The 15,578-nt window shown below is 64.6% G+C and carries 13 protein-coding genes and 1 pseudogene; all 14 read left to right on the forward strand.

Annotation, left to right across the window (positions count from 1 at the left end):
* Nucleotides 1-223, forward strand: a pseudogene (locus tag BUB09_RS00005) (ExbD/TolR family protein); the annotation flags it as partial.
* Nucleotides 220-726: an ExbD/TolR family protein gene (locus tag BUB09_RS00010; RefSeq protein WP_072892619.1), complete on the forward strand. Its 507-nt coding sequence runs from the start codon at nt 220-222 to the stop codon at nt 724-726. The pseudogene BUB09_RS00005 and the gene BUB09_RS00010, both read left to right, overlap by 4 nt.
* The gene (locus BUB09_RS00015; protein WP_072892620.1) at nt 723-1,700 is read left to right on the forward strand and encodes an AgmX/PglI C-terminal domain-containing protein; all 978 of its coding nucleotides are present in this window, start codon (nt 723-725) and stop codon (nt 1,698-1,700) included. Before BUB09_RS00010 ends, BUB09_RS00015 begins: the two co-directional genes overlap by 4 nt.
* Nucleotides 1,701-1,706: 6 nt before the next feature.
* Nucleotides 1,707-1,880: a hypothetical protein gene (locus BUB09_RS17085; RefSeq protein ID WP_175550067.1), complete on the forward strand. Its 174-nt coding sequence runs from the start codon at nt 1,707-1,709 to the stop codon at nt 1,878-1,880.
* 381 nt (nt 1,881-2,261) lie between these two features.
* Nucleotides 2,262-3,338 (forward strand): DUF3034 family protein, encoded by a 1,077-nt coding sequence (locus BUB09_RS00020; protein WP_072892622.1) that lies wholly within the window; start codon nt 2,262-2,264, stop codon nt 3,336-3,338.
* A 45-nt stretch (nt 3,339-3,383) separates the two neighbouring features.
* Entirely contained in the window at nt 3,384-3,854 is a 471-nt protein-coding gene (locus BUB09_RS00025) for a group I truncated hemoglobin (protein WP_072892624.1), read from the forward strand.
* A 236-nt stretch (nt 3,855-4,090) separates the two neighbouring features.
* A complete protein-coding gene (locus tag BUB09_RS00030) occupies nt 4,091-4,690 on the forward strand; it encodes an FMN-binding protein (RefSeq protein WP_175550068.1) in 600 nt (199 codons plus the stop codon).
* Nucleotides 4,691-4,695: 5 nt separating this feature from the next.
* The gene (locus BUB09_RS00035; protein ID WP_084083036.1) at nt 4,696-5,598 is read left to right on the forward strand and encodes a PepSY domain-containing protein; all 903 of its coding nucleotides are present in this window, start codon (nt 4,696-4,698) and stop codon (nt 5,596-5,598) included.
* A complete protein-coding gene (locus BUB09_RS00040; RefSeq protein ID WP_072892628.1) occupies nt 5,598-6,686 on the forward strand; it encodes an FAD:protein FMN transferase in 1,089 nt (362 codons plus the stop codon). The genes BUB09_RS00035 and BUB09_RS00040 overlap by 1 nt, the downstream gene beginning before the upstream one ends.
* Before the next feature lie 505 nt (nt 6,687-7,191).
* Nucleotides 7,192-8,580, forward strand: coding sequence for an MFS transporter (locus tag BUB09_RS00045; RefSeq protein ID WP_072892630.1), 1,389 nt, complete (start codon nt 7,192-7,194; stop codon nt 8,578-8,580).
* Between the two features lie 28 nt (nt 8,581-8,608).
* Nucleotides 8,609-11,155 (forward strand): nitrite reductase large subunit NirB, encoded by a 2,547-nt coding sequence (nirB, locus tag BUB09_RS00050; RefSeq protein ID WP_072892631.1) that lies wholly within the window; start codon nt 8,609-8,611, stop codon nt 11,153-11,155.
* A 45-nt stretch (nt 11,156-11,200) separates the two neighbouring features.
* A complete protein-coding gene (gene nirD, locus BUB09_RS00055) occupies nt 11,201-11,563 on the forward strand; it encodes a nitrite reductase small subunit NirD (RefSeq protein ID WP_072892633.1) in 363 nt (120 codons plus the stop codon).
* Between the two features lie 5 nt (nt 11,564-11,568).
* Nucleotides 11,569-12,819: an NAD(P)/FAD-dependent oxidoreductase gene (locus BUB09_RS00060; protein WP_072892634.1), complete on the forward strand. Its 1,251-nt coding sequence runs from the start codon at nt 11,569-11,571 to the stop codon at nt 12,817-12,819.
* 7 nt (nt 12,820-12,826) lie between these two features.
* On the forward strand, nt 12,827-15,544 hold the full coding sequence (locus BUB09_RS00065) for a nitrate reductase (RefSeq protein ID WP_072892636.1): 2,718 nt from the start codon (nt 12,827-12,829) through the stop codon (nt 15,542-15,544).
* Nucleotides 15,545-15,578: the final 34 nt, after the last annotated feature.

The following is a 15,578-nucleotide window of genomic DNA, read 5'->3' on the forward strand; positions in this document are numbered from 1 at the left end:
CTACAACCTGCAGGCCTTGTCCGAGACGCTGGTCGAAACCAAGAAGGCCGCGCCGAACGAAAACGCGATCACGCTGCTGGTCTCGCCCAATGTCTCCTATGAGGACGTGGTCAAGGTCATGGAAGCGGCGCGGCTGACGCCGGCCGAGGCGCGCAACCTCGGCCTGCCGCGTGAGCTGTATCCGCTGATCTCCATCGGCGACGCTGCGGTGGCCGCGCCATGAGCTCGCGTCGCCGCGAACGTCGCACCGAAAAGGCCGTGCGCCGCAAGAAGGGCGCGGTGGCGATCAACATCGTCTCGCTGATCGACATCTTCGCCATCCTGGTGTTCTACCTGCTGGTCAACGCGCTGGTGGTCGAGGTGATCCCCTCGCCGCGCTCGATCAAGCTGCCCGAGTCGGTGATCAAGGAGCAGCCGCGTCCGACCGTGACGATCATCGTCACCGCCGAGGACATCCTGGTCGACAACCGCTCGGTGATGTCCACGGCCCAGGCGCTGAAGGCTGACGTCAAGCTGCTGCCCGCTCTGAAGTCAGCGCTGCTGCTGGCGCCGCTGATGCAGGTCGAGGGCGACACGCAGAACCGGCTGACGCGGGGCGAGGTCAACATCGTCGCTGACAAGTCGATCCCGTACAGCTTGCTCAAGAAGGTCATGGCCACCTGCTCGGATACCCGATTCGCGCGCATCTCGCTGGCCGTCGTCGAAAAGAAGGGAGGGGGCGAATGACCGCCGCCGCTGTCGATACCCGCGCCATCATCGGCGTCGATGCCTGGGGACTCGCCGAGGAAGCGGATCGGCGGTTTCGGCGCGTGGCACGCCTGACATCGGCCCCAATTCTTGCAGCTGCCCTGCTGTTGCCGTGGATCCAGCTGCAGCTCGACGCAGAACCCGCTATCACGCCGATACCGCAACGGATCGCGCTGCTACCTGATCCGCCGCCGCAGCGCGCCAAGCCGATCGAGCCGGAAACCAAGCCGCTGCCCGACCCCGTCGACAAGCCCACGACCAAGGCCGACGCGCCGCGCGCGCCCAAACCGCAGCCGACGACGACCCCGCGCGACACGCCCGCCGCGCCCAGCGCACGACAAGCCGCCGAACAGGCTGGCCTGGCCACGATGCGCGACCAGTTGCAGTCACTGCGCAGTGCGCCATCGCTGCTTATGGGCGCCGATGCACCGCTGCGCGCCGAATCGACGGTTGGCGATACCGCACGCAGCACGCTGGGCACGCCGACCGCCGCGCCCCACAGCGGCGGCATCGGCAGTAGCGCCCATCACGGCATAGCCGGCGCTACCAGCGGCGCCGATCTGGGCGCGCGCCGCACCACCGCCGTGCAGGATCGCATCGGCAGCGGTCGTGGCGCCGTCGCGGCTCAAGGCAATGGCCAGCGCGGTGCTGCTGCCGCAGGGCGATCGCTGCAGGAGCTGCAACTGGCGTTCGATCGCAGCCAGGCGGCGTTTGCGTCGATCTTCAATCGCAGCGCCCGCGAGACGCCGGGCATGGGCAGCGGCCGCATCGTACTGAGCCTGACGATTGCACCGGATGGCTCGGTGATGCAGTGCCAGATCGTATCGAGCAGCTTCGCCAACCCCGATCTCGAACAAAAGATTCTGCAGCGCGTGAAGCTGATGAACTTTGGTGCACGCGATGTTCCGGTCTACACCTACCCTCAGTATCCGCTGATGTTTCTACAGTCCTGAACACCCATGACGAACACGACACGCAACCCGCAATTGACGACCGACCTGATGATCTCGGTGTTGCTACTGATCAGCGCCGTCGCCTCGGCGCTCTATGGCTACACCGCGCTGTTGCCGACTGCGTTGGCTCACGGCGATGCACCTTCAGTGCGCGCCATGGATCACCAAGCGATGCACTAAATGTGACGCCATCGCGTCACGCGGATGACATCGCACCCAAAGTAGGGATCGCGAGAGACGCCGCGTCATGCGATATGCCTGATTTATGGCGTATTCGTCACGATGCGCTTCGTTTCTGGTTCGAATGCGGTTGGCACACCGGTTGCTTTATGTAGGCACGCGACTACAAGTCGCTTGAAGGATCCGAGCAACGAGGCTCGCTCCTACGGATATCGACGTCCACGTCCTGGCTGCGGCCGGCACGTGGATTTTTTTTGGCCTGAATAAAGCCGATGTCCGTCGCTGCAAAGCTCGTTGCGACCGGGTTTCTAAGGGCAATCCGGTCGGATGCAACGCATCAATTCAAAAGCGCAGCACTCATCACGAACCAAGGAGTTAAGGATGAAAGGGTCAAAAGGGAGCGGAACACGCTGGATCAAGGGCTTGGCTTTTGCGGCACTGAGCATGGTGTCGAGCCACTCATGGGCTGGCCTCTATGATGACGGCAAAGTGTTTCTGACCGGCGGTGTGTTTACGGTTGATGGTGCAGGCGGCGGTGGCGCGGTGCCGTGGGCAACGATCACCGGCTATGAGACCCGTGACGGCATCAACGGCGGCGTGGGCTTCACTTATGTTCAGCTGCCGAACTACTCGCTGAACTTTCTCGGCGGTTCGATCGGCTTCTTCGACCGCTTCGAGTTGTCGTACGTCAACACCAAGCTGTCGACCAATCTCGGCAACGTCGACACCGTCGCGCTGGTCGCCTCGGTGCTGAATGTCGACAACAACCTGGGTCTGGATCCAAACGGCAGCAATCTGCACATGGAGACCTATGGCGCCAAGCTGCGTTTGTTCGGCGATGCGGTCTACACCTCGGATAGCTACCTGCCGCAAACCGCGATCGGCGCGTTCTACAAGGTCAATTCGACCAAGGAGTTCGTCAAGACACTCAGTGCCGCCGAAGACAAGGACTGGGAAGCCTACATGGCCTTCACCAAGGTGTTCTTCCGCTACAGCACGTTGGTCAACCTGACGGTGCGCTATACCTCGGCCAACCAGATCGGCCTGACCGGCTTTGGCTCTTGCGATAACGGTCACCGCAATTGCAACAACGACAAGGAGTTCCGCGTCGAGTTCTCGACCGCCTATCTGTTGCAGAAAAACTTTGCGATCGGCGGCGAATACCAGCAGCACGGCAACCAGCAGAAGAACAAGCCCGTTGACACCGGTGATCTGCTGGCGGGCGACGGCAACGGCGGCTTGCTCAACCCGATCGTCGGCGGCCTCGTCGGTGGCGTGATCGGTGCTACGAATCTGCGCGACTCACTGGTGCAGAACGAGTCGGATTGGTACGACGTGTTCGCGGCTTATGCGCCGAGCAAGAACTACTCGATCACGATTGCCTACCTGTTCCTCGGCGACATCGCCGTGGCCCGCGAGCAAAACGGTCTGTACCTGTCACTGCACGCCACGTTCTGATCCGCGTCTGCGGCTTGTTCAATACATCATCGAGATGGAGTACACATGAAAGCTTTTACACGTAACTTGATGCTGGGTGCGGCGCTGTCGATGTCAGCGCTGGTGGCCACACCCTCGTTCGCAGCCGAGGAAAAGACCCAGCCGATTCTGGGCATCACCTCGTCGGCGCTCGAAGAGTTCGGCGGCCGCGAAGGCGTCCGCGCCTGGGTCGAGAGCCTGTTCTACTACATTATGCTCGACAACCGCATCGCACCGATCTTCCGCGAGTTCGGCAACGTCGAGCGTCAGACCTTCCTCAACACGCAGCTGGAAATCATGGTGCTGGGCGGCCCGAACGAGTATCAGGGCGCCAGCATGAGCGCAGCGCATGCGGATCTCGGCATCACGATGGCGCAGTTCAACGCGGTCGTCGAAGCGGCCTACAACGCCTGCGAACGCAACGTGATCAAGTATCACACCTGCAATCAGCTGATCAACGCGTTGGCACCGTTCACGGCCGACATCGTGACCCGCTGAAAATAGCGAACGCGCGCGGTTCGCGGCGCCGGCCAATGCCGGCCTGCGAGCCGCGCGCTTTCTGCTTCGTCTCGACGGCGTACAGCACTCAATGCGGATCCCGCCAAGCCAACACCAGACCCGGCGATGTCCAAGACGTGCCGTCGTCAGCGATCAACGGCGCGAGCCGCCGTACCGATGACGCATCACCCAATTCGATTCACACCACGATTCCATACCGAGCCATGACCCGAGCCATGACCGACCACAACACGTCCTCCCCGAATTCCTCCGCCGACCACGGCGACCTGTCGCAGCCCAACATCAGCAAGCGTCTGCTGTTGCGCGCAAGCCTGGGTTTGTCGCTGCTGGGCTTCGGCCTCGGCCGCGCGCAAGCACAGGCCGGCGGCGGCATCGAGCAGTTTTACAAGTACAACATCAAGCCCGAAACCTGGCTGGCCGAAGTATTCGCAGGCCAGGTCCCTGCGCCACAAGTAGCACCCGGCGGCGGCTACGGCCTGCTGCAAGCGCTGCCGCAGCGTGTCCGCTACTGGCGCGCCAATGGTCGCACTGCATGGGTGTTCGATGAGATCGGCAAGGTCGGCTATGCACCGACCACCTGTGGCTTCGTCGTCAAGGGCGGCGCCATCGAGCAGGCCAAGGTGCTGATCTACCGCGAATCGCGCGCCGACCAAGTCGGCACGCCGTCGTTCTTGAACCAGCTGGTCGGCGCGCGCTCCACCGGCAGCGGCATCGACAAGCGCGTCGACAATATTTCGGGTGCCACTTACTCGGTCAAGATGATGGAGCGCATGGCCGCCGCGGCGCTGCAGCTCGACAAGACCGTGCCCGCCTGATCGTCATGGCGATACAACCGTCGATCAAACCGACGCCAAAAAAGACCCCCGCGCCACCGCCACTGGCGCGCGCGGCCAGCGCGCTGCGCGAGTGGCGCCTGCGCACTCTGCCCGGCCCGCATCCGCATCCGGTCGCCAAACCGCGTCCTAACTTGAGCATGACGCTGCGGACCTGGCACAAGCGCCTGGGTCTGTTCGCGTTCGTGTTCATGGGCTGGCTGGGCTTCAGCGGTTTTCTGATCAACCAGAGCGCCAGCTGGGGCTATGACGTCGCGCGCGTGCGCCTGTCGTGGGTCATGGCCTTGTACGGCTTGCATCCCGAGCCGCCGCAGTCGGGTTTGAACGCCAACGGACACTGGCTGGCCGAAACGGTCGATGCTTCGCTACTGGACGGCAAACCGCTAGCAACGCGGATCAAGCGCCAGATCGGCATGGCAGCAGCCGGCAGCAGCGCGCAGCCCTTGCTGTTCGTCGCCGAGCCGGAGCGCTTGCTGGTGCTGTCGCCCGATGGCCAATTGGTCGACGAAATGAGCGGCTCGATGCTGCCAGTCCCCGCGATACGCCGCATCGGGTCCATTGCCGGCACGCCGGCCAAGGTCGTGATTCAAGACCTGGATGCCTATGCCACGACTGACGGCCTGCAATGGGACAAGCTGCCGATCAATGCCGACGTTGCATGGTCCGAACCGCAGCCTCTGCCAGACGACCAGAAAACCAAGGCGCTGCCGTTCTCGCGTCCGTCCGTGTCGGTCGAGCACGTGCTGGTCGACGCCCATAGCGGCCGGCTGTTTGGTGCATTCGGTGCGTGGATCATCAACTTCGTCGGCATCGCGGCGATGCTGCTGTCGATCAGCGGTATCTGGATCGTCGTGCGGACCAACCGCCAACGTCGCCAGCCCCGCCGCTGATGCGCTCGCTGTTCACGCCCCGCACGCTGCTGCGCCATTCGTTCATGGCGATGGGCACCGACGTGCAGATGACGCTGGCGCCGCGGCGACGGCATCAGATTCGTCAGGCGCGCGCTGCGCTGGCCGAAGTGCAGCAGTTGGTCCTCGAGTTCGGGCATGACGGCTGGGCTTGGGGCAGCGGTGAGCTGGGGCAATTCAACCGTCGCCTCGCGACCGGTTCAGCGGCACCGGTACCGTCAGCGCTGCGGCCGATCTTCGATCGTGCTTGGCAGCTGCATCGGGCGACGCGCGGCTTGTATGAGCCGCGCATCGCATCGCTGGTACACCTGTGGGGCTTCGACGACCAAGCACGGCGCCGTTCCCAGCCGCCTGGAGCCGATGAGATCGCGTTGCGGCTGCAAGCGCTCCAAAGCGCGCCCGACTACCGCGCCGATGCGGCCGAATACGGGCCCGCACCCGGCGTCGGCTGGGACCTTGGCGGCATCGCCAAGGGCTATATCGTCGATCAAGCCTTGGCACTGCTGGCGCAGCGCGGCTTTGGCGACGCCACGGTCGACGCGGGCGGCAATGTCGCCGCACGCGGTCGTCGACATGATCGCGCCTGGCTGATCGGCATCCGCGCGCCGCTGGACGGAACCGAAGGCGATGATGAACCCACGCGCTTGATTGCCGCATTGTCGGTACGCGACGAAGCGGTCAACACGCATGGCGACGACCAGCGCTACTTCGTTCATCAAGGGCAGCGCTACGCACATCTACTGAATCCCGAAACCGGTGAGCCGGCACAAGGGCTGCGCAGTCTGACGGTGGTTCACAACGACGGCATGCTCGCCGAAGCGGGCGGCGCGGCACTGTATGTAGCAGGTGCTCGTGACTGGCCGGTGCTGGCCGCGTCGCTGGGCATCGATCAAGTGCTGGCGGTCGAAAGCAGTGGACGGATTGTCGCCACGCCCAAGCTGCTGGAGCGTCTGCGCCTGCAGCCCGGCGTCACGATCGATGCACTCGACATCACGAGCCTGACATCCGGTATCGGCAGCCGAGTGGCAATGCCGCAGCGCGCCGAAGCAGTGCAGACGCACCAGTCGTGAGCGTCTGTTGCAACGCGATCGGCACCAACGATTGCGTTTACCGTCGGTGACACCTCGATAAAGCATCACTTCGCACGCTGCAGGTGCATGCGGCCGCATGCGAATCACCGTCAACGCGAAAATGGCACAGCCGTTGCGTTCTCATCGGTGCGGTAACGATGTACTCATCTGTCCTAATACGGCAGCGCCAACGACGGCAACGAGTGCAGCGACAACGAATCGGGCAAAGGCGTCCATCCACTGACTCACGTCATTGGGGGACGCCTTTTTTATTGTCCGCGCAGCGCTGGAAGCGCGCGCGCCACACACCACAAGGAGCTTGGCAACAGACGATGCGTCGCCTCATCGCCGTCCGTTCACAACAAGCTGCATCAGCCGACCGGCGCCGTAAGGCCGCTGAGGGCTGCCGCTTTTCCATCCCGATCGCTCTCCCCTCTCCTGGGTCGGGTTGGACTTTTCATTCGCCGCTGACGTCGAGCGGCACCACGCTATCGGAGACACCCCGATGAACCCGAATGCCTCGAAGGCCACTTCGATCGATCTGCTCAGCTTGAAGACGCCGCAGATGCGCGCGTTTCATCTGACGTGGATGGCGTTCTTCGTCTGCTTCTTTGCCTGGTTCGCCGTGGCACCGCTGATGCCGGTCATCAAGGGTGAATTCGGATTGACCAAGGACCAGATCGCCAACATCAACATCGCCGCGGTGGGCATCACGATTCTGGTACGGCTGCTGATCGGCCCGCTGAGCGACAAGTTCGGTCCGCGCGCAAGCTACACCGGCCTGCTGCTGGTTGGCTCGATCCCGGTATTCGGCATCGCGTTCGCTCAGAGCTACGAGGCCTTTCTGGTATTCAGACTGGCGATCGGCGCCATCGGCGCCAGCTTCGTGATCACCCAGTACCACACCTCGGTGATGTTTGCGCCCAACGTCGTCGGCACTGCCAACGCCGCTGCAGCCGGTTGGGGCAATGCGGGCGGTGGCGTCACCCAAAGCCTGATGCCGCTGGTAATGCTCGCCGTGATCAGCTTCGGCGTGGATAAGGCCTTTGGCTGGCGCGTATCAATGCTGGTGCCTGGCGCGATGATGGTGATCGTCGGCCTGCTGTATTGGCGCTACACGCAGGACTGCCCGCAGGGCAACTACGCCGAACTGCGCGCGGCCGGCATCACGCTGGAAACCGGTGGCAAGGGCGGCGGCTGGACGTCGTTCAAAGGCGCGATGGCCAACTACCGCGTGTGGATGCTGTTCGTCACCTACGGGCTGTGCTTCGGCATTGAACTGTTCGTGCACAACGTCGCCGCCAGCTACTACGTCGATACGTTCAAGATGGATCTGCAACACGCCGGTCTTGCGGCCGGCAGCTTCGGCCTGCTGGCATTGTTCGCGCGCGCCCTTGGCGGCATTGCGTCGGACAAGATCGCGCGTGCCAAGGGTCTCGATGGTCGCACGCTGCTGCTGTTCGTGCTGATGCTGGGCGAAGGCATCGGCCTGATCTGGTTTTCATCGGTGCAGGTCGCCAGCATCGCCATCCTGGCGATGATCGTCTTCGGGCTGTTCACGCACATGGCCTGCGGCGCGACCTATGCGCTGGTGCCCTTCATCGACCGCAAATCGCTCGGTGGCGTCGCCGGCATCATCGGCGCCGGCGGCAATGTCGGCGCCGTCGCAGCCGGCTTTCTGCTCAAGGCGCTGGCTGACGTGCAGCTGACGTTCTTCTATCTGGGCGTCGCCGTGCTGTTCGGCGCCGGCTGCGCGATCGTCGTGCGCTTCAGCGCCGACCACAAACAGCGCGAAGCCGAGCTGTACGACCAGGCCGTTGCGTCACGCGCGGCCACGGCCGCTGCTGCCGCCACTGCCGCGCAGCCACGCACGAGTGAAGCGCTGGCCGGCTGATCCCCTCATCCCCTTTCACGGATATCCCATGAAGCTTGTCGTCATTGGTAACGGCATGGTGGGCCACAGCCTGCTCGAAAAGCTGTGCGAACAGTCGGCCGCCGACTTTGACATAACCGTGCTGTGCGAAGAGCCGCGTCCGGCCTATGACCGCGTCCATCTGTCTTCGTACTTCAGCGGCAGCACCGCCGAGGACTTGTCGCTGGTCAAGCCGGGCTTCTTCGACCAAGACCGGTTACGCCTCAAACTGAACACGCGCGGCGTATCGATCGATCGCCAAGCGCGCGTCGTCGTCACATCCGACGGCACGCGCATCGGCTACGACAAGCTGGTGCTCGCCACCGGGTCGTACCCGTTCGTACCACCCGTACCTGGACGCGACCGGCCGGGCTGCCTGGTGTACCGCACGATCGAAGATCTGGAAGCGATGACGGACTGGGGCCGCAAGTCGCGCATCGGTACCGTGATCGGCGGCGGGCTGCTTGGCTTGGAATGCGCCAAGGCGCTGACCGACATGGGCTTGCAGACGCACGTCGTCGAGTTTGCGCCGCGGCTGATGGCGGTCCAGATCGATGACGGCGGTGGGCGCGTGCTGCGCGCCAAGATCGAAGCGCTCGGCGTCAGCGTACACACGCAGAAGAACACGCTGGAAATCACCGACGGCAGCGGCATGGGGGTCGGCGGACGTCATGCGATGAAGTTCGCCGACGGCAGCCAGCTCGAAACCGACATGATCGTATTCTCGGCCGGCATCCGTCCGCGCGATGAGCTGGCGCGCAACGCCGGCCTTGCGATCGGCGAGCGCGGCGGCATCGTCATCGACAACCACTGCCGCACGTCCGACCCCGACATCTATGCGATCGGCGAATGCGCGCTGTGGAACGGCCGCATCTACGGCCTGGTTGCACCAGGCTACGAGATGGCACGCGTCGTCGCACAGCACTTGAGCGGTGGCAGCATCGAGTTCAACGGCGCCGACATGAGCACCAAGCTCAAGCTGATGGGCGTGGATGTCGCCAGCATCGGCGATGCCCACGCGGCCACGCCCGGTGCGCGCGCCTACGTGTTCACCGACGAGCGCAAGCAGTTGTACAAAAAGCTGGTCACCTCGCCCGACGGCCAGCATCTGCTCGGCGCCGTGCTGATCGGCGACGCCGGCGAATACGGCACTTTGCTGCAGATGATGCTGAACGACATCCGGCTGCCGGATGCGCCGGAGTTTCTGATCCTGCCGTCGTCGGATGGCAAGGCGCGCGCCGGCATCGGCGTCGATGCGCTGCCCGGCACCGCGCAGATCTGCTCGTGCAACGACGTTTCCAAAGACACGATCTGCTCGGCCGTCGAAGCCGGCTCACGCACGGTGGCCGAGCTGAAGGCCTGCACCAAGGCCGGCAGCAGTTGCGGCGGCTGCGTGCCGCTGATGACGCAGATCCTGAAAGCCGAGCTCAAGCGCCAGGGCGTCGCCGTCAACAATCACCTGTGCGAGCACTTCGCCTACTCGCGCCAGGAGCTGTATCACCTGGTGCGGGTGCAGCAGATCAAGACGTTCGACGACCTGCTGCAGCGCCACGGCAGGGGCTTGGGCTGCGACATCTGCAAGCCGACCGTGGGCTCGATCTTGGCGTCATGCTGGAACCAGTTCGTGCTCAGTAAGCGCAATGCGCCGCTACAGGATTCCAACGACTACTTTCTCGGCAACATCCAGAAGGACGGCAGCTACTCGATCGTGCCGCGGATCGCCGGCGGTGAGATCACGCCGGACGGCTTGATCGTGCTCGGCCAAGTCGCCAAGAAGTATGGCTTGTACACCAAGATCACCGGTGGCCAGCGCATCGACATGTTCGGCGCGCAAGTTCACCAGCTGCCGCAGATCTGGCGCGAGCTGACCGATGCCGGCTTCGAGACCGGTCACGCTTACGGCAAGTCGATCCGTACCGTCAAAAGCTGCGTCGGCTCGACCTGGTGCCGCTACGGCATGCTCGACTCGGTCAGCATGGCGATCCAGCTCGAACATCGCTACAAGGGGCTGCGTGCGCCGCACAAGCTCAAATCTGGTGTATCAGGCTGCACGCGCGAATGCGCCGAAGCCCAGTCCAAGGACTTCGGCGTGATCGCGACCGAAAAAGGCTGGAATCTGTATGTCTGCGGTAACGGCGGCATGAAGCCTCGCCACGCCGAACTGCTGGCCAGCGATCTGGACGATGCGACGCTGGTCCGGATGATCGATCGCTTCCTGATGTTCTATATCCGCACCGCCGACCGCCTGCAACGCACCAGCGTCTGGCGTGACAACCTCGAAGGCGGCTTGGACTATTTGAAGGATGTGATCGTGCACGACCGCCTCGGCATCGGCGCGGAACTCGAAGCCGAAATGGCGGCCATCGTCGACGTCTACGAAGACGAGTGGAAGAAGGCGATCGACGATCCCGAAGTGGCCAAGCGCTTCCGTACCTTCGTCAACAGCGATGCCGGCGACAACAACGTCGTGTTCGTTGAAGAACGCGGACAGATCCGCCCGGCAACGGCGGACGAGAAGCGCAGCCGCTTCAAGGGCATTGCGGTCGTTGCGGCCTGAATCGCCGCAGCCATGATGCCAACCATAAATCAGGAGACTCTTACGATGGACGGAGCCGGCGCGGTCAGCCCTGCTGCGCAATGGGTCAGCGTCTGCCGAATCGAGGACATCTGGCCCGACACCGGTGTCTGCGCGCTGGTCGACGGTCGCCAGATTGCCGTGTTCCGGGTGCGGGATCGTGACGGGCACGATCGCTATCACGCGATCGACAACCACGATCCGCAGTCGCAGGCCAACGTGCTGTCGCGCGGCTTGATCGGCTCGATCGGCGCGCGCACCGTCGTCGCCTCGCCGATCTACAAGCAGCATTACGATCTGACCACCGGCGAATGCCTCGAAGATGCCGCGCACTCGGTGCGCGCTTACGCCGTGCGTGTCGACGACGACCACGTCTGGATCGCGGTTTGACGCGGATGAGCTTGCGACGCAAGCCGCGCCTGGTCGTTGTCGGCAACGGCATGGCCGGCATGCGCACGGTCGAAGAGCTGCTCAAGCTCGACGCCGACGGACACGACATCACGGTGTTCGGCAGCGAAGCGCACGGCAACTACAACCGCATCCTGCTGTCGCCAGTGCTGGCCGGCGACAAGCAATTTGCGGACATCATGCTCAACACCCGCGAGTGGTACGAATCGCAACGGATTCGCTTGCACGCCGGCGATCCGGTGGTGCGCATCGATCGGCAGCGGCGCGTCGTCATCGCCCATTCGGGGCTCGAAGCGCCCTACGACCGTTTGCTGCTGGCCACCGGATCCAAGCCGTTCGTGATCCCGGTGCCCGGACATCAGCTGCCCGGTGTGATCGCGTTTCGCGATATTGCCGATGTCGAGGCGATGCTCAGTGCATCGCGCACGCACCGCCGCGCGGCGGTGATCGGCGGCGGACTGCTCGGCCTGGAAGCGGCCAACGGCCTGATGCGACAAGGCATGGACGTCACCGTGATCCACGTGATGGACAGCCTGATGGAGCGCCAACTCGACAAGCCGGCGGCCGCTCTGTTGCAGGCGGCGCTGGAGCGTCGAGGCCTGCAGTTCCGGCTGTCGGCGCAAACCGCCGAGATTGTCGGCAGCGATCGGGTCACGGCGATCCGCTTCAAGGACGGCAGCGAACTGACGACGGACCTCGTGGTGATGGCCGTCGGGATTCGCCCGAACATCGAGCTGGCCAAGACGGCCGGCCTGCTGTGCGACCGTGCGATCGTCGTCGATGACACGCTGCAAACGCATACCGACCCGCGCATCTACGCCGTCGGCGAATGCGTGCAGCATCGCGGCGCGGTCTATGGGCTGGTCGCGCCACTGTGGGAGCAAGCGCGCGTCTGCGCAGCACATTTGGCGGCACTGGGCGTCAAGCGCTACGGCGGCTCGGTGACCTCGACCAAGCTCAAGGTCACCGGCATCGATCTGTACTCGGCCGGCGACTTCATCGGCGGCGCCGACACCGAAGATCTGGTGCTGCGCGACCCGCGCCGCGGCGTCTACAAGCGACTGGTGATCCGCAAATCCGACGGCGTCGACCGCATCGTCGGTGCCGTGCTGTACGGCGATGTCGCCGACGGGCCTTGGTACTTCGAGCTGATGCAGAAGTGCACTGACGTCGCGACGCTGCGGAACAAGCTGCTGTTCGGCCGCGCGTTCTGCGACGGCGCCGGACAGGCCGCCTGAGGGTACGATGCCGACGTTCCCGGCCCGCGCCGAAGTCAAATCGACGTGCCCTTACTGCGGTACCGGCTGCGGCGTCAGCGTGCGCGTCGACGGCGATCGCACGACCGTGGTCGGCGACGATGCGCATCCGACCAATGCTGGGCGCCTATGCGTCAAGGGCTCGGCGCTCGGCGAGACCGTGGTCCCCGACGGCCGCCTGCTGTATCCGCAGATCCGTGATGCCAACGGCTTGTTGCAGCGGCATCATTGGGACGAGACGCTCGACCACGTCGCCACAAGGCTGACGCAGTTGATCGAGCAGCACGGCCGCGAGTCGGTCGCGTGGTACGTGTCGGGGCAGCTGCTGACCGAGGACTACTACGTCGCCAACAAGCTGGTCAAAGGCTTTGTCGGCACCGCCAACATCGATACCAACTCGCGACTGTGCATGTCATCGGCCGTAGCCGGTCACAAGCGCGCGTTCGGTGAAGACATCGTGCCGGTCGCCTACGACGACCTGGAGCGTGCCGACCTGATCGTGCTGGTCGGCAGCAACACGGCCTGGTGTCATCCGATCCTGTTTCAGCGCATCGTCCGCGAGAAGGAACGCCGGCCCGATATGAAGCTGGTCGTGATCGACCCGCGTCGCACGGCGACCACTGAGATGGCCGACCTGCACCTGCCGCTGCGCGCCGGCAGCGACGTGGCGCTGTTCAATGGTCTGCTCAGCTACTTGAACCAGCACGGCGTCATCGATGCCGCGTTTGTCGAGCACCGAACGCATGGATCGCGCGAAGCCCTGGCCGCCGCCGATGCCAGCGGTGCACAACTGGCCGACGTCGCCGCGACCTGCGGCGTCGACGCCAGCTTGATCGCCGAGTTCTATCGGCTGTTTGCGATCCACGAGCGCGTCGTCAGCTGCTTTTCGATGGGCGTTAACCAGTCGTCGTCGGGCACCGACAAAGTCAATGCGATCATCAACTGCCACCTGCTGACCGGCCGCATCGGCAAGCCCGGCGCCGGTCCGTTTTCGCTGACCGGCCAACCCAATGCCATGGGTGGTCGCGAGGTCGGCGGACTGTCGAACATGCTCGCAGCCCACATGGAGCTGGACAGTCCCAGTGACCGCGACGCGGTGCAGACGTTCTGGCGCAGTCCGATGATCGCCGACCAGCCCGGCCTGAAGGCCGTGGACCTGTTCGACGCGATCGACCAGGGCCGCATCAAGGCCGTCTGGATCATCGCGACCAACCCGGTCGTCAGCCTGCCGGACGCCGACAAGGTCAAGCGCGCGCTGTCGCGCTGCGAGTTGGTGATCGTCTCCGATGTGATCGAGAAAACCGACACCACCGCGTTTGCGCATGTGCTGCTGCCGGCCCTTGGCTGGGGTGAGAAGGACGGCACCGTCACCAACTCCGAGCGTTGCATCTCGCGTCAGCGACCGTTCGTGGAGCCGCTGGGCGAGGCACGCGCCGACTGGTGGATGCTGTCGCAAGTCGCTCAGCGCTGGGGCTATGCCGAGCAGTTCGCGTATCGCAATGCGGCCGAGATTTTCGACGAGCACGCGCGGCTGTCGGGCTGGCGCAACGATGGCCGTCGCTACTTCGACATCAGCGGCCTGGCCGGCATGGACGCCGAGCGCTACGACGCGCTGCAACCGCTGCGCTGGCCGCAGCCGGCGCACGGCGATGCCGCCGCACAGCAGCAGGCGTTCGCCGACGGGCGCTACTTTCACGACGATGGCCGCGCGCGCTTCATCACCACGGCGCCGCGCCCGCCGGTGAATGCGCTCAGCGACGAGTACCCGCTGGCGCTGAACACGGGCCGGGTCCGCGACCATTGGCACACGATGACGCGCACTGGTCTTGCGCCGACGCTGGCCGCACACATCGCCGAGCCCTTCGTCGACCTGCACGCTCACGACGCGCTGACCTGCGGCGTCGCCGACGGCAGCCTGGCGCGCGTGACCACGCGCTGGGGCCGCTTGGTTGCGCGCGTTCGCATCAGCGGTGAGATGCCGCGCGGCACGCTGTTCGTGCCGATCCACTGGAGCGCGCAGTACGCGTCCGATGCGCGCGTCGGCGCCTTGGTCAACCCGTTCGTCGATCCCGTGTCCGGCGAGCCGGAGTTCAAGCACACGCCAGCCCGGGTCGAGCCATTCATCGTGACCTGGCATGGCTTTGCGCTGGCACGGTCCGCGCGGCCGATGGAAACCAGCACCTGGTGGACGCGGATCACCGGCGCGCAGTTCGTCCGCTACGAACTGGCCGGCCGCGATACCGACACCGACTGGCCGTCACTGGCACGTGCCGCACTCGGCGCCGCCGCCGATGCCGACTGGCTCGAATACGAGGACCGCAGCGCGGGTACCTATCGCGGCGCGTTGATCGTCGACGACCGCATCGAAGCCTGCCTGTTCATTTCCAAACGCGCCGACCTGCCATCCCGCGCCTGGCTGTCGGGGCTGTTCGCCAAGGACCGCCTCAGCGAGCCCGACCGGATCGGCTTGTTGGTCGGTGAACCGCTGGAGCCAACCGACGACCAGGGTCCGACCGTCTGCAGCTGCTACGGCATCGGCCGAAACCGCATCGTCGACGGTATTCGCCGTCAGGGGCTGCACACGGTGCAGGCACTCGGCGAGACGCTGCGCTGCGGCACCAACTGCGGCTCCTGCGTGCCCGAGCTCAAAGTGCTGCTGGCGCAGAACCGCGGGCTCGCCAGCGACCCAGTCCTGCCGTCGATCTAGGCCGGTGCTGCGGACGACGGCCTCGTGGCGACCG

The organism is Hydrocarboniphaga daqingensis (genome assembly GCF_900129825.1).
Taxonomy (GTDB): Bacteria; Pseudomonadota; Gammaproteobacteria; order Nevskiales; family Nevskiaceae; genus Hydrocarboniphaga; species Hydrocarboniphaga daqingensis.

Bases quoted from the DNA above. Each gene is read 5' to 3' on its own strand.
- BUB09_RS17085 (WP_175550067.1), top strand. From the start codon at position 1,707: ATGACGAACACGACACGCAACCCGCAATTGACGACCGACCTGATGATC.
- nirB (WP_072892631.1), top strand. From the start codon at position 8,609: ATGAAGCTTGTCGTCATTGGTAACGGCATGGTGGGCCACAGCCTGCTC.
- BUB09_RS00030 (WP_175550068.1), top strand. From the start codon at position 4,091: ATGACCGACCACAACACGTCCTCCCCGAATTCCTCCGCCGACCACGGC.
- BUB09_RS00045 (WP_072892630.1), top strand. From the start codon at position 7,192: ATGAACCCGAATGCCTCGAAGGCCACTTCGATCGATCTGCTCAGCTTG.
- BUB09_RS00065 (WP_072892636.1), top strand. From the start codon at position 12,827: ATGCCGACGTTCCCGGCCCGCGCCGAAGTCAAATCGACGTGCCCTTAC.
- BUB09_RS00035 (WP_084083036.1), top strand. From the start codon at position 4,696: ATGGCGATACAACCGTCGATCAAACCGACGCCAAAAAAGACCCCCGCG.
- BUB09_RS00040 (WP_072892628.1), top strand. From the start codon at position 5,598: ATGCGCTCGCTGTTCACGCCCCGCACGCTGCTGCGCCATTCGTTCATG.
- BUB09_RS00025 (WP_072892624.1), top strand. From the start codon at position 3,384: ATGAAAGCTTTTACACGTAACTTGATGCTGGGTGCGGCGCTGTCGATG.
- nirD (WP_072892633.1), top strand. From the start codon at position 11,201: ATGGACGGAGCCGGCGCGGTCAGCCCTGCTGCGCAATGGGTCAGCGTC.
- BUB09_RS00020 (WP_072892622.1), top strand. From the start codon at position 2,262: ATGAAAGGGTCAAAAGGGAGCGGAACACGCTGGATCAAGGGCTTGGCT.
- BUB09_RS00060 (WP_072892634.1), top strand. From the start codon at position 11,569: ATGAGCTTGCGACGCAAGCCGCGCCTGGTCGTTGTCGGCAACGGCATG.
- BUB09_RS00015 (WP_072892620.1), top strand. From the start codon at position 723: ATGACCGCCGCCGCTGTCGATACCCGCGCCATCATCGGCGTCGATGCC.
- BUB09_RS00010 (WP_072892619.1), top strand. From the start codon at position 220: ATGAGCTCGCGTCGCCGCGAACGTCGCACCGAAAAGGCCGTGCGCCGC.